Raw genomic sequence first — 16,304 nt, 5'->3', positions numbered from 1 at the left:
TGATGGCCTCCGGGCCACTCGTACGGTGCGGACACCCCGGCGAGGGTGAACGCGTGACGCAGACGCTCCCTCCCCAGCCGCCCTCCGCAACCGCCGTCCCCGCCAAGGGCGGCCGCCGCCCGCCGCGCATCCACCGCGCCTGGTGGGTCGCGGTCGTGTCGTTCGTCGCGCTCGTCGGCGCCGCGGGCTTCCGCGCGACGCCGAGCGTCTTCATCGACCCGCTGAAGGACGAGTTCGGCTGGTCCAGCGGCACCGTCTCGGGCGCCGTCTCCGTCAACGTCCTGCTGTACGGGCTCACCGCCCCCTTCGCGTCCGCCCTGATGGAGCGCTACGGCATCCGCAGGGTCGTCGCCTGCGCCCTCCTGCTGATCGCCGGAGGCAGCGGGCTCACCGTGTTCATGTCCTCGCCCTGGCAGCTGTTCCTGTGCTGGGGCGTCCTGGTCGGGCTCGGCAGCGGCTCGATGGCGCTCGCGTTCGCAGCGACCGTCACCAACCGCTGGTTCGTGCAGCGCCGCGGCCTGGTCACCGGCGTGCTCACGGCGGGCGGCGCCGCGGGCCAGCTGGTGTTCCTGCCGCTGGTCGCGCTCCTCGTGGAGGGCCCCGGCTGGCGTACGGCCTCCCTGGTCGTGTGCGGCGCGGCACTCGCCGTCGTACCGCTCGTGGTGTGGCTGCTGCGGGACCGCCCGGAGGACGTCGGGCTGCGCCCGTACGGCGCCGGAGACGACTATGTCACCCCCGCCGAGCACCCCGCGGGCGCCGGGCGGCGCGCGCTCGGGGCGCTGTTCTCGGCGGCCCGCACCAAGGTCTTCTGGCTGCTCGCGGGCACCTTCGCGATATGCGGCGCCAGCACGAACGGCCTGGTCGGCGTCCACTTCGTACCCGCCGCGCACGACCACGGGATGGCCGTGCCGACCGCTGCGTCGCTGCTCGCCGTCATCGGCGTCTTCGACCTGGTCGGAACGGTCGCCTCCGGCTGGTTCACGGACCGCTTCGACGCCCGCCGGCTGCTCGCCGTCTACTACGCGCTGCGCGGCGTCTCGCTGCTCTTCCTGCCGCTGCTGTTCGCGAACGACGTGCACCCGTCGATGCTCTTCTTCATCGTCTTCTACGGCCTCGACTGGGTCGCCACCGTGCCCCCGACCATCGCCCTGTGCCGCGAGCACTTCGGCGCCGACGGCGCGATCGTCTTCGGCTGGGTCCTCGCCTCGCACCAGGCGGGCGCCTCGCTCGTCGCGTTCCTGGCCGGTGTCACACGGGACGCGACCGGCTCGTACGACGTGGTGTGGGTCGCCTCGGGCGCCCTGTGCGCGACGGCGGCGCTGATGGCGCTCGTCATCCGGCGCCGTCCGGCCGTCACGAAGGCGGCGTGACCTCGCCCGTACCGGTCAGGGCCGCAGGGAGCGCGGCCGGGCCGCGGAACGTCGTACGGTAGGCGCTCGGCGAGACGCCGAGCGCCGCCTGCATGTGCTGCCGCAGCGACGCGCCCGTACCGAAACCCGCGTCCGCCGCCACCCGGTCCACCGGGAGATCCGTCTCCTCCAGCAGCTGCCGGGCGCGCTCGATGCGCTGCTGGTTCAGCCACCGCAGGGGAGTGAGACCGACCTCCTCACGGAAGCGCCGAGTGAACGTCCGTACACTCATCGACTCCCTCTGCGCCAGCTCCCGGAGTGTCACCGGCCGGTCCAGATGCTCCAGCGCCCACGCCCGCGCCGCCCCCGTGGACGCCCGCCGCGCGGGCTCCGGCACGGGCCGCGGGATGAACTGCGCCTGCCCGCCGTCCCGGTGCGGCGGTACGACCGTCGAGCGGGCCACGTCGTTCGCGACGGCGGCGCCGTGGTCGCACCGGATCATGTGCAGGCACAGGTCGATGCCCGCGACCTCTCCGGCGGAGGTGAGGACGTCGCCCTCGTCGGTGTACAGCACGTCCGGGTCGAGCCGCACCGCCGGATACAGCTCCCGGAACCGGGCCGCCGACTTCCAGTGCGTCGTCGCGCGCCGCCCGTCCAGCAGCCCCGCGGCGGCCAGCACGAACGCGCCCGTACAGATCGACGCGATACGGGTCCCGGGGCGTACGCGGGCGAACGCGTCCGCCAGCCTTGCCCCGAGGCGCCCCTCGCTCTCCGTCTCGTCCGCCTCGTGCGAGGCCGGCACGATCACGGTGCCCGCCTGCGCGAGCGCCTCCGGGCCGCGGTCCACACGGATCGGGAAATCGGCGTCCGTACGGATCTCACCCGGCTCGAGCGTGCAGGTCACCACCTCGTACAGCGGCTCGCCCGCGCCCGGCGCCCCCGCGGGCACGGCGGCCCCGCCGAACATCTGGTGCACCAGCCCCAGCTCCAGCGGCAGCACCCCGTCCCGTACGAGGACGGCGACGCGGTGGGGCTTCCCGTGCGGAGGGCCATCGTTCATGGCCATATTCTTTCACACCTGGTCCATCTGGCCACTGTTCGCGGACGGGGCCGTCCAGCAGGCTCGGGTGCATGAAGGTTCTCTGGATATTCGCCCACCCCGAACAGCGCTCCCTGAACGCCTCCCTGATGGCCGAGGGCCTCCGCACCCTCCGCACGCACGGGCACGAGCACCGCGTCTCGGACCTGTACGCGATGGGCTGGAAGCCGGTGATCGACGCGGACGACGTGCGCGCTCCGGAGCCCTCGCCGGACGTGTCCACGGACCGGCTGGTGGTCGGCGCGGAGCAGGAACGCGCGTACGTGGGCGGCACGCTCAGCGACGACATCCGCGCCGAGCAGGAGAAGATCGCGTGGGCGGACACGCTCGTCTTCCACTTCCCGCTGTGGTGGTTCGGACCGCCCGCGATCCTGAAGGGCTGGTTCGACCGCGTGCTGGTCCAGGGCTTCGCGTTCGGCATACGCGACGCCCACGGCCGCACCCGCCGCTACGGCGACGGCGGCCTCGCCGGCAAACGCGCGCTGATCGTCACCTCCGTCGGCGCCCGCGAGTCCGGCTTCGGTCCGCGTGGCATCCACGGGCAGATCGACGAAGTGCTGTTCCCGATGCTGCACGGGACGTTCTGGTACACGGGCATGGAGGCGCTCCCGCCACTGGTCGTGTACGGCGCGGACCGCGCCATGGAGGCCGACGCGGAGGGGTGGGCGGCGGCACTGCGGGAGCGGCTGCGGACGCTGCCGGACGCCGAGCCGATTCCGTACCGGCGGGAGGCTGGCGGCGACTACGACGCGGACCTGGTCCTCCACGCGACGGCGGCCCCGGGCCACGCGGGCCTCTCGGCCCACGTGACCCCATGCCGCCGGGGGCAGCCCGGTGCCTCGGCCCTCCTCGACGCGGTGTGAGCGCCCCGGGTCGGTGCCACCGCCGCGGTGGCGGACGTCCGTCCTCAATTGCCGGACGGGCTTGAGGTGGCTGACCTCGCCGCCAACCTGACGGATGCTGCCAGCTCGGCCAAATCCAGCCCGTCCGGCGTTTGAGGACGGCCCTCAGCCACTGGGTACCGTCAGTCGGCGGAATCGGTTCACGTGTCACGACGTGACGTAAGCGCCCCACCCACCGGGGGAGTCAGACCGCGTTGCGGCTGATCGCACGGGCGATGCGGCCCGCGTCCAGGGAGAGTTCGCGGAGCATCCCGCTGATCGGGTTCGTGAAGCCCGTGAAGTGGAGGCCCGGGGCCTCCGGGTGGGTGCGGGGGCCGTGGGCCAGGGGGCGGCCTTCCGCGTCGAGTACGCCGAGGTGGCCGACCAGCGGTTCCAGACCGCGGCTGAAGCCCGTCGCGGCGATGACGACGTCGGGCGTGACCGTCGTACCGTCGGCGAGTTCGACGTCCGCGCCGTCGAACGCCCGTACCGCGGCCACCGGTTGTACGTGCCCCTTCCGCACGGCCTCCGTGATCCCGACGTCCACCACGGGGATCGCACCCTGCAACGCCCGGCTGTAGAGCCCCGCTTCACCGGCGTCAGGCACCGAGGCAGGCGCGGCGTCAGGCACGGAGGCAGGCGCGCCGGAAGCGCCAGCCGCGCCGGAAGCGCCAGCCGCCCCCGACGCCGCCACCGGCACCGCCGCCACCACCCCCGGCGGCCGCGGCAACCCGTACTCCGTCAGGTCCCGGCCGCCGCCCAGCCGGGACGCGCGGGCCGCGAGGCGGTCGACCAGGCGTGGCGGCAGGCGGCGGCAGAGGATGCCGCCCGCCTGCGCGGGCCAGCCCGCGGTGGAGCGGCGGATGATGTGCGGCGGCGTGCGGACCGCGAGCCGTACGCGCGCCGCGCCCCGCTCCGCGAGGTCGGCGGCGATCTCCGCGCCCGTGTTGCCGGCGCCGACGACGAGGACGTCCTTGCCGTGGTACGGCTCCGCGCCGCGGTAGCGGGACGCGTGCAGGAAGTCGCCGGTGAAGGCGGCGCGGCCGGGCCAGTCCGGGATGTACGCGGTGTGGTTGTGGCCGGTGGCCACGACGACGGCCGGGGCGTACAGCCGTCGCCCGCCGTTGGCGTGCAGGGTCCATTCCTCGCCGGTGCGGTCGATGCGGTCGACCTCGACGCCGGTGGCGACCTCGATGCGGTGGTACGAGGCGTAGCTCTCGAGGTAGCGCACGTAGTCGTCGCGGGCGACCCAGCGCCCGTACGCGCGCGGTATGGACAGTCCGGGGAGCGTGGACCAGCGCCGGGTGGTGTGCAGTCGGAGCCGGTCGTAGTGGGCGCGCCAGGAGGCGCCCACGGCGGGGGACTTCTCCAGGACGACCGCCTTGATGCCGCGTTCGCGCAGGGCGGCGGCGGTGGCGAGGCCGCCGGGACCGGCGCCGATGATGTGGACGGGCGTCCCATGCTCGGACGACTGCATGGACATGTGCATGTCCAAGAGCTTAGTGGTGAGGGTCCGGTGCCGGGCCACGCGGGGGCTCGCGCCGGTCCGCCGGATGTGATAGCAGGGCCCGCCGCCCCGCCAGGGCGGCGCGGCTCGGCCGTACGTACGGCCGCCGGTCGGCGGCAAACCACCGGCACACCGCCGGCTCCCGCGCGGCACCTGCGCGGCTCCCGCCCGGCACGCGGACCGTGCACGAAGCGCGGGCGAACCGCGGGCGAACGGGAACGGCCCCCGCGGTGGCCCAACTCCCCCCGCACGCCGCCGTTTCACGGCCCTCCGCACGCGCATGATAACGATTCGACAACGACCGTGAGTTGGGAAGTCGACTATGCCGTACATGTGCCCTTAGTGCCACATGTGTACGGCTAGAACGGAGCAGCCATCGCACGCCCGACCGAAAGGGCTCGCTCCGTTGCAGCACGCGAAGAGAACGAAGAAGAAATCCCGAATAGCCGTCGCCTCGGCGGCGGCGTTCGTCCTGATCGGCGGCACCGCCGTCGGCGCAGGCGCGTTGGAGTCCGCGGACACTCCGGGTCCCGGGGGCTCGGGAGTCGGAGAGATACGCGGCGCCGACGCACCCGGCACGATAGACGGTGAGTACATCGTCGTGATGAAGAAGACAGGGGAGGAGGCCGCGGACTCGGCGCGGCTCAAGTCCCGTACGTCCGTACGCGAGCTGGCCGGCAGCCTGCTCGACGACGCGGACGCGCGCGGCGCCGCCGTGCAGCGCACGTACGCCACCGCGCTCAAGGGCTTCACCGTCACCGCGGACCGGGACGAGGCGCGAAGGCTCGCCGCCGACCCCGCCGTGGCGTACGTGGAGCAGAACCGCGTCGAGCGCGGCAACGGCACCCAGAACGACCCGACCTGGGGCCTGGACCGGGTCGACCAGCGCGACCTCCCGCTGAGCGACAGCTACAGCTACGACTCCGAGGCCGCCAACGTCAACGCGTACATCGTCGACTCCGGAATCCGCATCACCCACGAGGAGTTCGGCAGTCGCGCCAAGTACGGCGTGGACTTCGTCGACGACGACGCGAAGGCCGACGACTGCCACGGCCACGGCACGCATGTCGCGGGCACCGTGGGCGGCGCCACATACGGGGTCGCCAAGTCCGCCAAGCTGGTCGCGGTCCGCGTGCTGGACTGCGAGAACCGCGGCACGACCGCGGACGTGATCGCGGGCTACGACTGGGTCGCGAAGAACGCCGTGAAGCCCGCCGTCGCCAACGTCAGCATCGGCGGCGCCGCCACCGACGCCAAGGACGCGGCCGTCACGGGCATGGTCGAGGCCGGAGTCACCGTGGCCGTCTCGGCGGGCAACTCCAACACGGACTCCTGCCAGCAGTCCCCGGCCCGCGCCCCCGCCGTACTGACCGTGGCTGCGACGTCCGACACGGACGCGCGCTGGGCGTCGTCCAACTACGGCAAGTGCGTGGACCTGTTCGCGCCCGGCCACCAGGTCGTCTCGGCCGGACGTGCGTCGGACACGGCGTCCGCCACCATGACCGGTACGTCCATGGCGGCTCCGCACGTCACCGGCGCGGCGGCGCTCTACCTCGGCGCGCACCCCACGGCGTCGCCCTCGACCGTGACGAAGGCGATGCTGGACGCGAGCAGCAAGAGCAAGGTCACCTCGCCCGGCGCCGACTCACCCAACAGGCTGCTCTACAGCCGCTTCTGAGGCCGCGCCCGTCGGCCACACCGGTGACCAGCCCCTGTCCCTTATACACATCCCCGAGCTGCGGGTGCCCGCCCACATCTACCCCTCAGCCCTCGTCGGCGGCGTCTGATGTGTATACGAGACAGTCCAAAGCCCTGGCGACGAAGCTCTGGAGCACCGGAACCCCGGGCACCGGAAACCCCGCGACCCGCGCGAACCGCCCCGCCGTCTCCGGCCCGCCGGGCACCGGCACACGCACGACTGGCACCCGTAGGAAAGGCCGTCGGGGCACCGACCTCCTCGTCCGGGGTGTGGCGGTCGCCGCGCTCGGCGGAGTCGCCGCCGTATTCGTCTTCAGCTTCACCGGAGACGACTCCCCGGAGGGGCCACCGCAGAGCAAGAAGTCGCCGGCACCGCCTGCCCAGCCCTCACCGTCACCGTCGTCCAAGGCCCCCGCCTCTTCGGGCACGCCCACCGCGCCGCCCACCGCGAAAGCCAAGGCGAAGCCCTCCAAGGAGGCCGGGCCGCCCTCGAAGCCCGGCGGGGAACGGCGCCCCCGGCCGCCCGCTGACGGCTCGGCGGTCGAGTGGCTCTTCAACGATGTCGAGGGCGGGGTCATCCCCGACACCTCGGGCAACGGCAACCACGGCACGCTCGTCGGCCCGTCCTCCGCGAGCACCGTGACGGGAGGGGCGCTGAAGTTCGACGGGAACCAGTTCCTGGCGTCGGACGGCCCTCTGGTCGACACGAGAGGCAGCTTCTCCGTGTCGGCGCGGGTGAAGCTGAACAGCACGGACCGATCGCAGACGGTGGTGAGCCAGGACGGTGCGGAGTCCAGCGGCTTCCTGCTCCAGTACGACGCGGAGGAGTCGCAGTGGGAGATGCGGATTCCGGAAGGGCCCTCGGACGACGTCGACGCTGACGCGGACGAGGCCGTCTCGGACGTGGAGGTCGATGCGGGGCAGTGGACGCATCTGACGGGTGTGTACGACGAGGCCGCGGGCAAGGTCCGCCTGTACGTCGACGGCCGCCCCGGTGAATCGGTCGATCACGAAGAGGACTTCGCGACAGGGGGAGACTTCGTCGTGGGCCGCGGCCTGGGGGAGAACGAGTTCTTCCGGGGAGTCGACGGGACCGTCGACGATGTGCGGGCCTTCGGCAAGGCCGTCTCCCCGGCCGAGGCCGCCTCCCTGGCGCAGGGGTCCTGACCGGCTGAACGGCCGCCCGTCCGGCGGGCGCGGCGGCAGTCGGACCGTTATCGATAACACGTACGGGCCAGGGTGCCGCACCAGCACGTACGGCTTGCCTGCAGGTCTGGCGAAGCCCACAAGTCGTAGCCACCGCGTGTGCGATGCACCCTGCGGCGAGTGTTGACAACACCAGGGAGCGCGGCCACTCTCCACTGTTATCGATACCAAGCCGAGGAAGCTCCTCCATGCGGCATGACGCCAGCGCAGTCCAACAGCCGGGCCGCCACCGGCACTTCCCGGACCGCTGCGGAGCGCCGGCGGAGCCGGCTTCGCCGAGCCGGGCCGAGGGTCCCGGCCGCCGTTCGCGAACGGTTCGTACGCCCGTGCGCCCGCGGTCACGTCGCGGCATTCCCGGCGAACGAAGGTCACGGGTATGAGATTTCGCCGTCTGCTCACCGGACTGGTGACCGCCGCCCTCGCGGCCGGCCTGCTTACGGGCGCTGATCACCCACCGCGGGCTTCGGCGAGCACCGCTGCCGCGGCCCCGCAGAAGCGCGACTACGTGGGGCTGGTGAATCCGTGGGTCGAGGCGGACATCGGGCGGTTCTTCTTCTTCCAGTCGGCCGGCAACCCGTTCGGCATGGTCAAGCTCCGTCCCGACACCAGCACGCACCACGCGCGGAACACGGGCTACCGGAAGAACGAGAACGACGTGAAGGGGTTCAGCCATCTTCACGACTGGCAGCTGTCCGGCGTACAGGTCATGCCCACGTCCGGTAAGAGCGTGCCCAAGCTGGACGGCGACACCGGCTGGCAGTCCCACGTCGAGCACGACGACAGCGAGATCGCCGAGCCGGGCTACCACAAGCTGCATCTCGACCGTTACGACGTCGACGCCGAGCTCACGGCGACGGATCGGGTCGGCATGCACCGCTACACCTACGGCCGTTCCGGACCGGCCGAGATCATCGTCAACCTCGGTGGCGTCCTCGGCGAGGCCGTGATGGAGAACGCCCGCGTCACCAAGGTCAGCGACCGCGAGCTGGAGGGCTACGTGGTCCAGCACGGCGAGCGCTACCCCGGCAGACACCAGACGAAGCTGTTCTTCAACATCCGGTTCGACAAGGCCTTCGACTCCCTGCACGGCTGGGCGGACGGCGAACTGGTCGACGGCGGTGCCGCTGTCGACCGGGTCGACGGCGACAACGCGGGCGTATACGTCGGCTACGACCACCTCGACGCGGACGACCAGGTCCAGATGAAGGTCGCGCTCTCGTTGACCGGAGCCGACGGCGCCCGGCGCAATCTCGCGGCAGAGCTGCCCGGTTGGGACTTCGACGCGGCCAAGACCGAGTCGCAGGACGGCTGGAACGAGATGCTCGGCCGTATCGACGTGCGGGGCGGGACCGAGCGGCAGCAGGTGAAGTTCTATACCGACCTGTTCCATGTGCTCTGCGGCCGCAGCGTGATCAGCGACGCCGACGGCAGGTACATCGACGACACCTGGAACCGCGACCGGGTCAAGCGGATCCCGAGGGACGGCAAGGGCAGACCTGAGTACGCCATGTACAACTACGACGCCCTGTGGCTGACCCAGTGGAACGTGAACTCCGTGCTCGGACTCGCCTATCCCGAGGTCTACTCCAGCTTCGTCAAGTCGCAGCTGCGGATGTACGAAGACGGCGAGCTGCTTCCCCGTGCACCGGTCTCCGGCAACTACTCGATGGTGATGACCGGTTCGCCGGTCACCTCGTTCATCACCGGCGCGTGGAACAAGGGCATCCGCGACTTCGACATCGAGAAGGCGTACGAAGCCATGCTCGACGCCCAGTCGCTGGGCGGTCTCTACGACAAGGCGTCCTCGGACTATCTCAACTGGGGGACCGGCGGCAACCGCTCCTACCTCGACCTCGGCTACGTGTCGGCCGAGGAGACCGGCGAGAGCGCAGGTCAGACCCTCGAGTACGCGCATCAGGACTGGGCGCTCGCCCAGCTCGCCAACTCCCTCGACAAGCGCGGAATCAACGCCTCCCAGTACGCCACGGCCTCCGCCTCTTCCCAGCTCGACGGCGCACACGGCGCGGTGCGTGCCGTCGACGGACGGCCGTCGCGCGCCCCGACGGACGTCGAGTGGCGATCGGCCGGCGAGGGGAACCCGTGGATCGAACTGGCATGGGACGAACCGCGCGAGCTCCGGCAGATCGTGCTCAGCGACCGCGCCGACGCGGACAGCAACGTCAAGGCCGGCGTGCTCGAGTTCAGCGACGGCAGCCGGCGTGTCGTACGCGACATCCCCACGGACGGGGCCGACAAGGTGGTCCGGTTCCCGTCCCGGAAGGTCGACTCCGTACGCTTCACCGTCACCGGCGGTGAAGGCGAGAACGTCGGTCTCGACGAGATCGAGGCCTGGGACCGGACCGACGTCGGCGACCACCTCGTGGAGCGCTCCCGCAACTGGCGCAACGTCTACGACAAGGAGACCGGCTTCAGCCGCCCGCGCCACGCGGACGGCAGCTGGCTCAAGGACTTCGATCCCCTCTCATCACGCGGATTCGTCCAGGCCAACTCGTGGCAGACGACCTGGTTCACCTCGCATGACGTGATGGGGCTGGCCAATGTGATGGGTGGCGAGGCGGCGTACGCCGACAAGCTGAACTACGCGTTCCGGCGGGCGGAGCCGGCACGGTTCTTCGGGAGCCACGGCCAGGGCCACGTCAGTTACGGCAACCAGCCCGGCCTGCAGGCCGCGCATCTCTTCAACTACGTCGGCTACCCCTGGCTGTCGCAGTACTGGGTGCGTCAGGTCAAGGAGAAGACGTTCGGTTCCATCGCCACCGACGACGGGTACGGGCACCACGACGAGGACCAGGGCCAGATGGGCGCCATCAGCGCGCTGATGGCCATCGGCCTGTTCGAGGTGACCGGTGCCGGCCGGGAACGCCCCGTCTACGACATCACGTCGCCCGTCTTCGACGAGATCACCATCGAGCTGAACCAGGAGTACTACGACGGCGACCGATTCCGTATCGTCACGCACGGCAACTCGGCCGACAACCAGTACATCCAGCGGGCGAAGCTGAACGGCGCCCGGTTCGACAACGCCTGGTTCCGGCACGACCAGGTCGCCGCCGGCGGCACGCTGGAGCTGTGGATGGGCCCCGAACCGAACAAGGAGTGGGGCGTCGACGAACTCCCGCCGTCGGAATCGGCATCCGAGGGCAACGAGCCGGTCCTCGCCGACGACATCAGGATCTCCGGACCGGAACGGATCACCGAGCCGTACGGATCTGTGAGCTACGACGGGAAGGTGACACCCGACGACACCACCTTCAAAAAGGTCTTCTGGTCCGTGACCGAACCGGACGGCTCGCCGACGAAGAAGGCGGCCATCGACCCGGACGGGCGCTTGACCGTCAACCACCGCGACGGCGAGGTCCTCGTCACCGCGACCGCGGCCGACAGCGGCCGCGCCACCTCGGCACAACGGGTCGACCTCGCACTCGACCCCGAACTGCTGCGCGGCAACGCCGCCCGGTGGCCGGGTGTCACGGCCACCGCCTCGTCGGAGTACGACTCCGGACACGCCGCCCGGAAAGCCGTCGACGGCGTGATCGGAAGCCCCGACGCCGGGGACTGGGCGTCGGCCGGCGAACAGAACCCCTGGCTCCGGCTGGACTGGGAGAAGCCGGTCCGGGCGGACCGGATCGTGCTCCACGACAGAGCGGGAGTCGACGACGTCAACGGCGGGACGCTCACGTTCAGCGACGGCAGTTCCGTGGAGGTCACGGACATCCCCTCGGACGGTTCCGCCAAGACGGTCACCTTCGGCATGAAGTCGTTCGACTCGGTCCGCTTCCAGGCCAAGGGGGGCACCGGCCCCAACAACGGACTCTCGGAGTTCGAGGTCCACGCCCTGCCCGGGACGGCCGGACCACCGCGGGACGTGTCCGCCGAGGCTGGTACGGGGTCGGCCACCGTGTCCTGGAAACCACCGGAGTTCGACGGCGGAGTCCCCGTCACCGGGTATGCCGTCACGCCGTACCACGCAGGCGAGGCGCTGGAACCGGTCACCGCCGGCGAGGACGCCACCGCCGTCACCGTGCCCGGCCTCATGGCGGGCGAGGGGTACACGTTCACCGTGACGGCGCGCACCATGAGCGGCTCCGGCCAGGAGAGCCGGCCGAGCAACGAGGTGCGCCCCGAATAGCGCGCCGCGGAGTGGACCACGCCGGTGAGGCCGTGCCACTCGACCGGCCCGAACACCCTGGGCTTCGCCGAAAGCCTCGTAGCTCACCGGCACGGACTTCACGGCCCACTTCGAGTTCGGCCTGCGGCTGCTCCTGGACGGCTTGCGCGCCGTCGGGCGGAGCCCGGCGCAGCCCGGCGCAAACCTGAGCGCCTGACAGCGCCTGAGCGTTGACCGGTTCGTATGCGGGGTGCGCCCCCATGGAACGCATCCTGGCCGAAGTGGGCGTGGCCAATCGCCGGTTCACCGCGGCCAGGCTCGCCTCGCCTGCTCTGTCTCCGGGGCGACCGGTTCGCTTTCCGAGGGGCTCCGGCTGTCGTTGTTCGGCGTCAGCCGAAACACGTTATGGAGGCTGCGAGTCACCGGCACACTCCTGTCGTGTTGCCGCAGAAAGCGGGAACGGGATACCGCACCTCCCGCATCGGTGCGGAAACAGGGGGAATTCATGCGCATCGGTCATCGGATCGTCGCCAGGTCGGCCGCCATCGCCCTTGCGGCGGGCGCAGCATTCGCCGTGGCTCCGTCAGCTCAGGCAGCCGGTTCGGCCCCTGCGGCCGGTCCGGCCCAGGCAGCCGAGCGGGACGGGAAGGGCGGGGGCGACGTCTCGGTCCTCGGGGGCTGCTCGTGGCTCTGCGGCGGTGTCGGCAACCAGAGTGGCGACACGATGTACTTCACGCTGAACCTGCAGAAGGGCGCGGGGGAAGACACCATCGAATGCTCCGTGTGGAATTGGCAGGGCGGGATGATCCCCGACCACGAGGACGCCCACTGCTCCGACAACCACACCCTCAAGTCGGGTTCGTACGGCGGCTGGGGAAGCGGCAAGGACGTCGACGCCTTCACCTTCAAGGAGCCCTACTTGGTGAAGCACCTTGCGGGCGGACTGCCGAAGGTCGTCGGCGAGGGAGAATGGACGAAGATCTCCAATCTGTCGCATGCCGTGTGCGGTGACGGGCCCTCGAGCCCGCCGCTGTGTGTGGTCAACGCCTGGTAAGGCAGACCTCCTGAACCGCACCCCCGTGCCGGAGCACCCGGGGGTGCGGTTCGGGTTGGCCGCCGGTGTGCAGGAAGCGGCCTCCTCCGAGGGCGCCGTCGGGGGCATCGGCGGCTGCCGTACCCGGATTCTTGTGCCTGGCGCGACGTGCGATGACCTCGTGGCCGCTTCGTCAGCCTGCCGCGAGGTGCTGCCGTCCGGCGCTCGCGAAGGCGCGGAGCTCCCGGGGCACGTCCGGCCCGGTCGGTGTGTAGACGACCTCCTGGAAGCCGGACGAGGCGAGCCGCGTCAGCTGGCCGCTCACACGGCCCGCGTCGCCCACCATCCGTCTGACGTCGATGTGTTCGAGGAGCCGGCGGTCGCGGCGCGGCAGGTGAGTGACGTGGCCCTCGAACGTCAGCAGATGGCGCTCGTCCTCCGGTGCGAGCGCCTCCAGCTCCTCGCGCCACGCCCGGCCGCCGGGCAGCGCGTCCACGCCGTCCGGTCCGCGTGTGGCGTACGCGTGGTGCCAGTCGACGGTCCGCCACGGCCCGACAGCCCTCCTTCGCAGAGGTACTCCGCCGTACCGCTGTCCACCTGCCCCCTGAGGTGCACTTCGGACGCCGCGGGCGGGTACGGCCCGTGCCAGTCGTCCCCGCCGTGGGCGACGCCGGCCCGCGGTATCGGCAGCAGCACTTCGTAGGCGGCCGAGATCGTGATCAGGGCGAGGTCGGCCTCCTTGTCCCGGCGGCAGACCTGCCCCGCGAGTCAGCTGCCGTCCGTCAGGACGACGTCCACGTGCTCGTCCGGCGAGGTGAGCCCCCGCAGGCAGTGAAGCGCCGTCAGCACATAGCGGCGAGTCAGCAGGAATCCGCCGCCGAGGCGCTGCTGAGACTGGAAGAGCTCGACCCAGTAACTCGCGTGGGTCACGGCGACTCCGGGACCCGCTCCACGGTGAGGGTGACCCCGAACGATGCCTCGGCCGACGCCTTGGACAGGATTACGCCGGCCTCCGCGGCCAGGGTCAGCCCGAACTTGACCTCCTTGCTCGCCACCTGCCAGCCGTCTCGGCGCTGAACTTGCGAGAGGGACTGCTGGGCGATGCCCGACGCCTGGACGATGGCCTCCTCCAACTCCCCGGCCCGGTCGCCGAGGGCGGAACTGGACCTCGTACCGGCTGGAGATCTGCCGGCTCCCCGTCGCATCCACGGCCACGGTCTCGACCCGAACGTCTGCCATATGTCCCCTTGTCGGCGCGGTGGGGCTCCCACCGACTCTCGGTCCCGCCGGAAGCGTAGCCAGCGGAGCGCAGTGTCGGCGAGCGATTCGACGGCAAGATCCCGCCCCGCTCGACGGTGGCTCGCCACGGCATTCGCTCCGTACCGGCTGGAGGAGACGATCACGCGCATGCGGGGGTCGCAACCTGACTCCGCTCTGACGCTCGGCGGCAGGACGCGATCCAGATGATCGCGGAATGCGACACCAAGCCAGGCTCGGCAGCTCGCCAGGGGACGCGGGATGACCAGGGAGGAGATCCACGCCAGACTCAAGCCGCCGGGTCCCGTCCGTGACGCTCTCAGGCTGACGTACGAGCCTGCAAAGCAGCTTGTGCGGGCCGAGACGATGCCCGGCCCGCACAAGCCGGCGATGTGGTCCGTGTCGGGAGGGGGACTTGAACCCCCACGCCCTGTAAAGGGCACTAGCACCTCAAGCTAGCGCGTCTGCCATTCCGCCACCCCGACAGGTGTTCCGTCACAGCGTGCGGACGGTACCCGCGCCCGCCGTGACGGGTCCAACTTTAGCATCGCCGGGGGTGTGGTCGATCACCTGCCACTTGGGGTGACGGCGGGTGGCGCGGGAGGATGGAGGCTCGCCACACGAGGAGGAAGCGTGAGCCAGTCCAGCCCGCCCGCGGCCACCGACCCCACCGGACAGGACGAGGTCGTCGACCTCTGCCGGGACCTGATCAGGATCGACACCAGCAACTACGGCGGGAACGAGGCCACCGGCGAGCGTGCCGCCGCCGAGTACATCGCGGAGAAGCTCGCGGAGGTGGGGCTGGAGCCGCAGATCTTCGAGTCGGACAAGGGGCGGGCCTCGACCGTCGCACGGATCGAGGGCGAGGACCGGTCGCGGCCCGGGCTGCTGATCCACGGCCATACGGACGTCGTGCCCGCCAACGCCGACGACTGGACCGTGCACCCCTTCTCGGGCGAGATCGCGGACGGCTGCCTCTGGGGCCGGGGTGCGGTCGACATGAAGGACATGGACGCGATGACCCTCGCAGTCGTACGGGACCGGCTGCGCAGCGGCCGGAAGCCGCCGCGTGACGTGGTGCTCGCGTTCCTCGCGGACGAGGAGGCCGGCGGGCTGTACGGCGCGCGGCACCTGGTCGACCACCACCCCGGGCTGTTCGAGGGCGTGACGGAGGCGATCGGCGAGGTCGGCGGCTTCTCCTTCACGGTGAACGAGAATCTGCGGCTCTATCTCGTGGAGACCGCGCAGAAGGGCATGCACTGGATGCGGCTGACCGTGGACGGCACTGCCGGGCACGGTTCGATGACCAACAACGACAACGCGATCACCGAGCTGTGCGAGGCGGTCGGCCGGCTGGGGCGGCACAAGTTCCCCGTACGGATGACAAAGACCGTACGGTCCTTCCTTGACGAGCTGTCCGACGCCCTGGGCACCGAGCTGGACCCCGAGGACATGGAGGAGACGCTCTCGAAGCTTGGCGGCATCGCGAAGATCATCGGGGCGACGCTGCAGAACACCGCGGCGCCGACCCAGCTCGGGGCCGGTTACAAGGTCAATGTCATCCCCGGCCAGGCAACCGCACACGTGGACGGACGGTTCCTGCCCGGCCACGAGGAGGAGTTCCTCGCCGACCTCGACCGGGTGCTGGGGCCGCGCGTACAGCGTGAGGACGTGCACGCGGACAAGGCGCTCGAGACCAGCTTCGACGGCGCGCTGGTGGCGGCGATGCAGAGCTCGCTGAAGGCCGAGGACCCGATCGCGCACGCGGTGCCGTACATGCTGTCGGGTGGTACGGACGCCAAGTCGTTCGACGATCTGGGCATCCGCTGCTTCGGGTTCGCGCCGCTGCAGCTGCCGCCGGAGCTGGATTTCGCAGGGATGTTCCACGGCGTGGACGAGCGAGTCCCGGTGGACGGACTGAAGTTCGGCGTACGGGTGCTGGACCGGTTCCTGGACCAGTGCTGAATGCCGCAGGTCAGTGGCGGAGTTACGGGGCGTCTCGGAGGGGCGCGCCAGTGGTAATCGGGCGCCTGTCCGCCCGTAGCCAGGAAGAGTGAATACGTCCGTACGCTCGTAGCCCGATTACCCCCTCCTCGTTACATCTGATGCGGTCCGCGGTCTGGGATCGCATTGCCAACGAGGAGG

The 16,304-nt window shown here is 70.9% G+C and carries 12 protein-coding genes, 1 tRNA gene and 1 pseudogene; 8 read left to right on the top strand and 6 right to left on the bottom strand.

All coding sequences use genetic code 11. From position 1 onward, the window contains the following. Positions 1-2 precede the first annotated feature (2 nt). A complete protein-coding gene (locus tag DVA86_RS05830) occupies positions 3-1,370 on the top strand; it encodes an MFS transporter (protein WP_208884416.1) in 1,368 nt (455 codons plus the stop codon). Here DVA86_RS05830 and DVA86_RS05825 read toward each other — a convergent pair. Further along, positions 1,354-2,409 carry a GlxA family transcriptional regulator gene (locus DVA86_RS05825; RefSeq protein WP_425470765.1) on the bottom strand — a complete coding sequence of 352 codons (1,056 nt, stop codon included), beginning with the start codon at positions 2,407-2,409 and terminating at the stop codon, positions 1,354-1,356. The two genes, DVA86_RS05830 and DVA86_RS05825, sit on opposite strands and share 17 nt — an antisense overlap. A gap of 71 nt (positions 2,410-2,480) precedes the next feature. Between DVA86_RS05825 and DVA86_RS05820 the strand changes: the two genes are divergently transcribed. After that, positions 2,481-3,311 carry an NAD(P)H-dependent oxidoreductase gene (locus DVA86_RS05820; RefSeq protein ID WP_208876336.1) on the top strand — a complete coding sequence of 277 codons (831 nt, stop codon included), beginning with the start codon at positions 2,481-2,483 and terminating at the stop codon, positions 3,309-3,311. A 223-nt stretch (positions 3,312-3,534) separates the two neighbouring features. Here the strand turns inward: DVA86_RS05820 and DVA86_RS05815 are convergent, their stop codons facing one another. After that, entirely contained in the window at positions 3,535-4,818 is a 1,284-nt protein-coding gene (locus DVA86_RS05815; protein ID WP_208876334.1) for a flavin-containing monooxygenase, read from the bottom strand. 424 nt (positions 4,819-5,242) lie between these two features. Here DVA86_RS05815 and DVA86_RS05810 point away from each other — a divergent pair, with 424 nt between their 5' ends. From DVA86_RS05810 to DVA86_RS05790, 5 genes and pseudogenes are all read left to right on the top strand, one after another. Beyond that, positions 5,243-6,514, top strand: a complete 1,272-nt coding sequence (locus DVA86_RS05810; protein WP_245996359.1) for a S8 family peptidase — start codon at positions 5,243-5,245, stop codon at positions 6,512-6,514. 290 nt (positions 6,515-6,804) lie between these two features. Beyond that, positions 6,805-7,701, top strand: a complete 897-nt coding sequence (locus DVA86_RS05805) for a LamG domain-containing protein (protein WP_208876331.1) — start codon at positions 6,805-6,807, stop codon at positions 7,699-7,701. 415 nt (positions 7,702-8,116) lie between these two features. Further along, positions 8,117-11,890, top strand: coding sequence for a glycoside hydrolase domain-containing protein (locus DVA86_RS05800; RefSeq protein ID WP_208876330.1), 3,774 nt, complete (start codon positions 8,117-8,119; stop codon positions 11,888-11,890). Positions 11,891-11,981: 91 nt separating this feature from the next. Beyond that, a pseudogene (locus DVA86_RS36250) lies at positions 11,982-12,086 on the top strand (TetR/AcrR family transcriptional regulator C-terminal domain-containing protein); the annotation flags it as partial. A gap of 288 nt (positions 12,087-12,374) precedes the next feature. Continuing rightward, entirely contained in the window at positions 12,375-12,923 is a 549-nt protein-coding gene (locus DVA86_RS05790) for a hypothetical protein (protein ID WP_208876329.1), read from the top strand. Between the two features lie 172 nt (positions 12,924-13,095). Here DVA86_RS05790 and DVA86_RS05785 read toward each other — a convergent pair whose 3' ends face one another. The 4 genes from DVA86_RS05785 to DVA86_RS05770 form a co-directional block, all read right to left on the bottom strand. Further along, positions 13,096-13,398, bottom strand: coding sequence for a hypothetical protein (locus DVA86_RS05785; protein WP_208876328.1), 303 nt, complete (start codon positions 13,396-13,398; stop codon positions 13,096-13,098). A gap of 272 nt (positions 13,399-13,670) precedes the next feature. Beyond that, positions 13,671-13,832 (bottom strand): trypsin-like serine protease, encoded by a 162-nt coding sequence (locus DVA86_RS05780; protein ID WP_208876327.1) that lies wholly within the window; start codon positions 13,830-13,832, stop codon positions 13,671-13,673. Continuing rightward, complete coding sequence (locus DVA86_RS05775; RefSeq protein WP_208876326.1) at positions 13,829-14,107, bottom strand: CU044_2847 family protein; 279 nt, start codon at positions 14,105-14,107, stop codon at positions 13,829-13,831. Before DVA86_RS05775 ends, DVA86_RS05780 begins: the two co-directional genes overlap by 4 nt. A 452-nt stretch (positions 14,108-14,559) precedes the next feature. Continuing rightward, positions 14,560-14,644, bottom strand: a tRNA-Leu gene (locus tag DVA86_RS05770). Positions 14,645-14,792: 148 nt separating this feature from the next. Between DVA86_RS05770 and DVA86_RS05765 the strand changes: the two genes are divergently transcribed. Then, positions 14,793-16,124 (top strand): M20/M25/M40 family metallo-hydrolase, encoded by a 1,332-nt coding sequence (locus tag DVA86_RS05765; RefSeq protein ID WP_208876325.1) that lies wholly within the window; start codon positions 14,793-14,795, stop codon positions 16,122-16,124. Positions 16,125-16,304: the final 180 nt, after the last annotated feature.

Origin of the sequence: Streptomyces armeniacus, from assembly GCF_003355155.1 — a bacterium.
GTDB lineage: Bacteria > Actinomycetota > Actinomycetes > Streptomycetales > Streptomycetaceae > Streptomyces > Streptomyces armeniacus.
The sequence above is the reverse complement of the archived record's forward strand: the minus strand, read 5'-3'. Positions and strand labels throughout refer to the sequence as shown.

Bases quoted from the DNA above. Each gene is read 5' to 3' on its own strand.
- DVA86_RS05790 (WP_208876329.1), top strand. From the start codon at position 12,375: ATGCGCATCGGTCATCGGATCGTCGCCAGGTCGGCCGCCATCGCCCTT.
- DVA86_RS05800 (WP_208876330.1), top strand. From the start codon at position 8,117: ATGAGATTTCGCCGTCTGCTCACCGGACTGGTGACCGCCGCCCTCGCG.
- DVA86_RS05825 (WP_425470765.1), bottom strand. From the start codon at position 2,409: ATGAACGATGGCCCTCCGCACGGGAAGCCCCACCGCGTCGCCGTCCTC.
- DVA86_RS05775 (WP_208876326.1), bottom strand. From the start codon at position 14,107: ATGCGACGGGGAGCCGGCAGATCTCCAGCCGGTACGAGGTCCAGTTCC.
- DVA86_RS05830 (WP_208884416.1), top strand. From the start codon at position 3: ATGGCCTCCGGGCCACTCGTACGGTGCGGACACCCCGGCGAGGGTGAA.
- DVA86_RS05820 (WP_208876336.1), top strand. From the start codon at position 2,481: ATGAAGGTTCTCTGGATATTCGCCCACCCCGAACAGCGCTCCCTGAAC.
- DVA86_RS05815 (WP_208876334.1), bottom strand. From the start codon at position 4,818: ATGCACATGTCCATGCAGTCGTCCGAGCATGGGACGCCCGTCCACATC.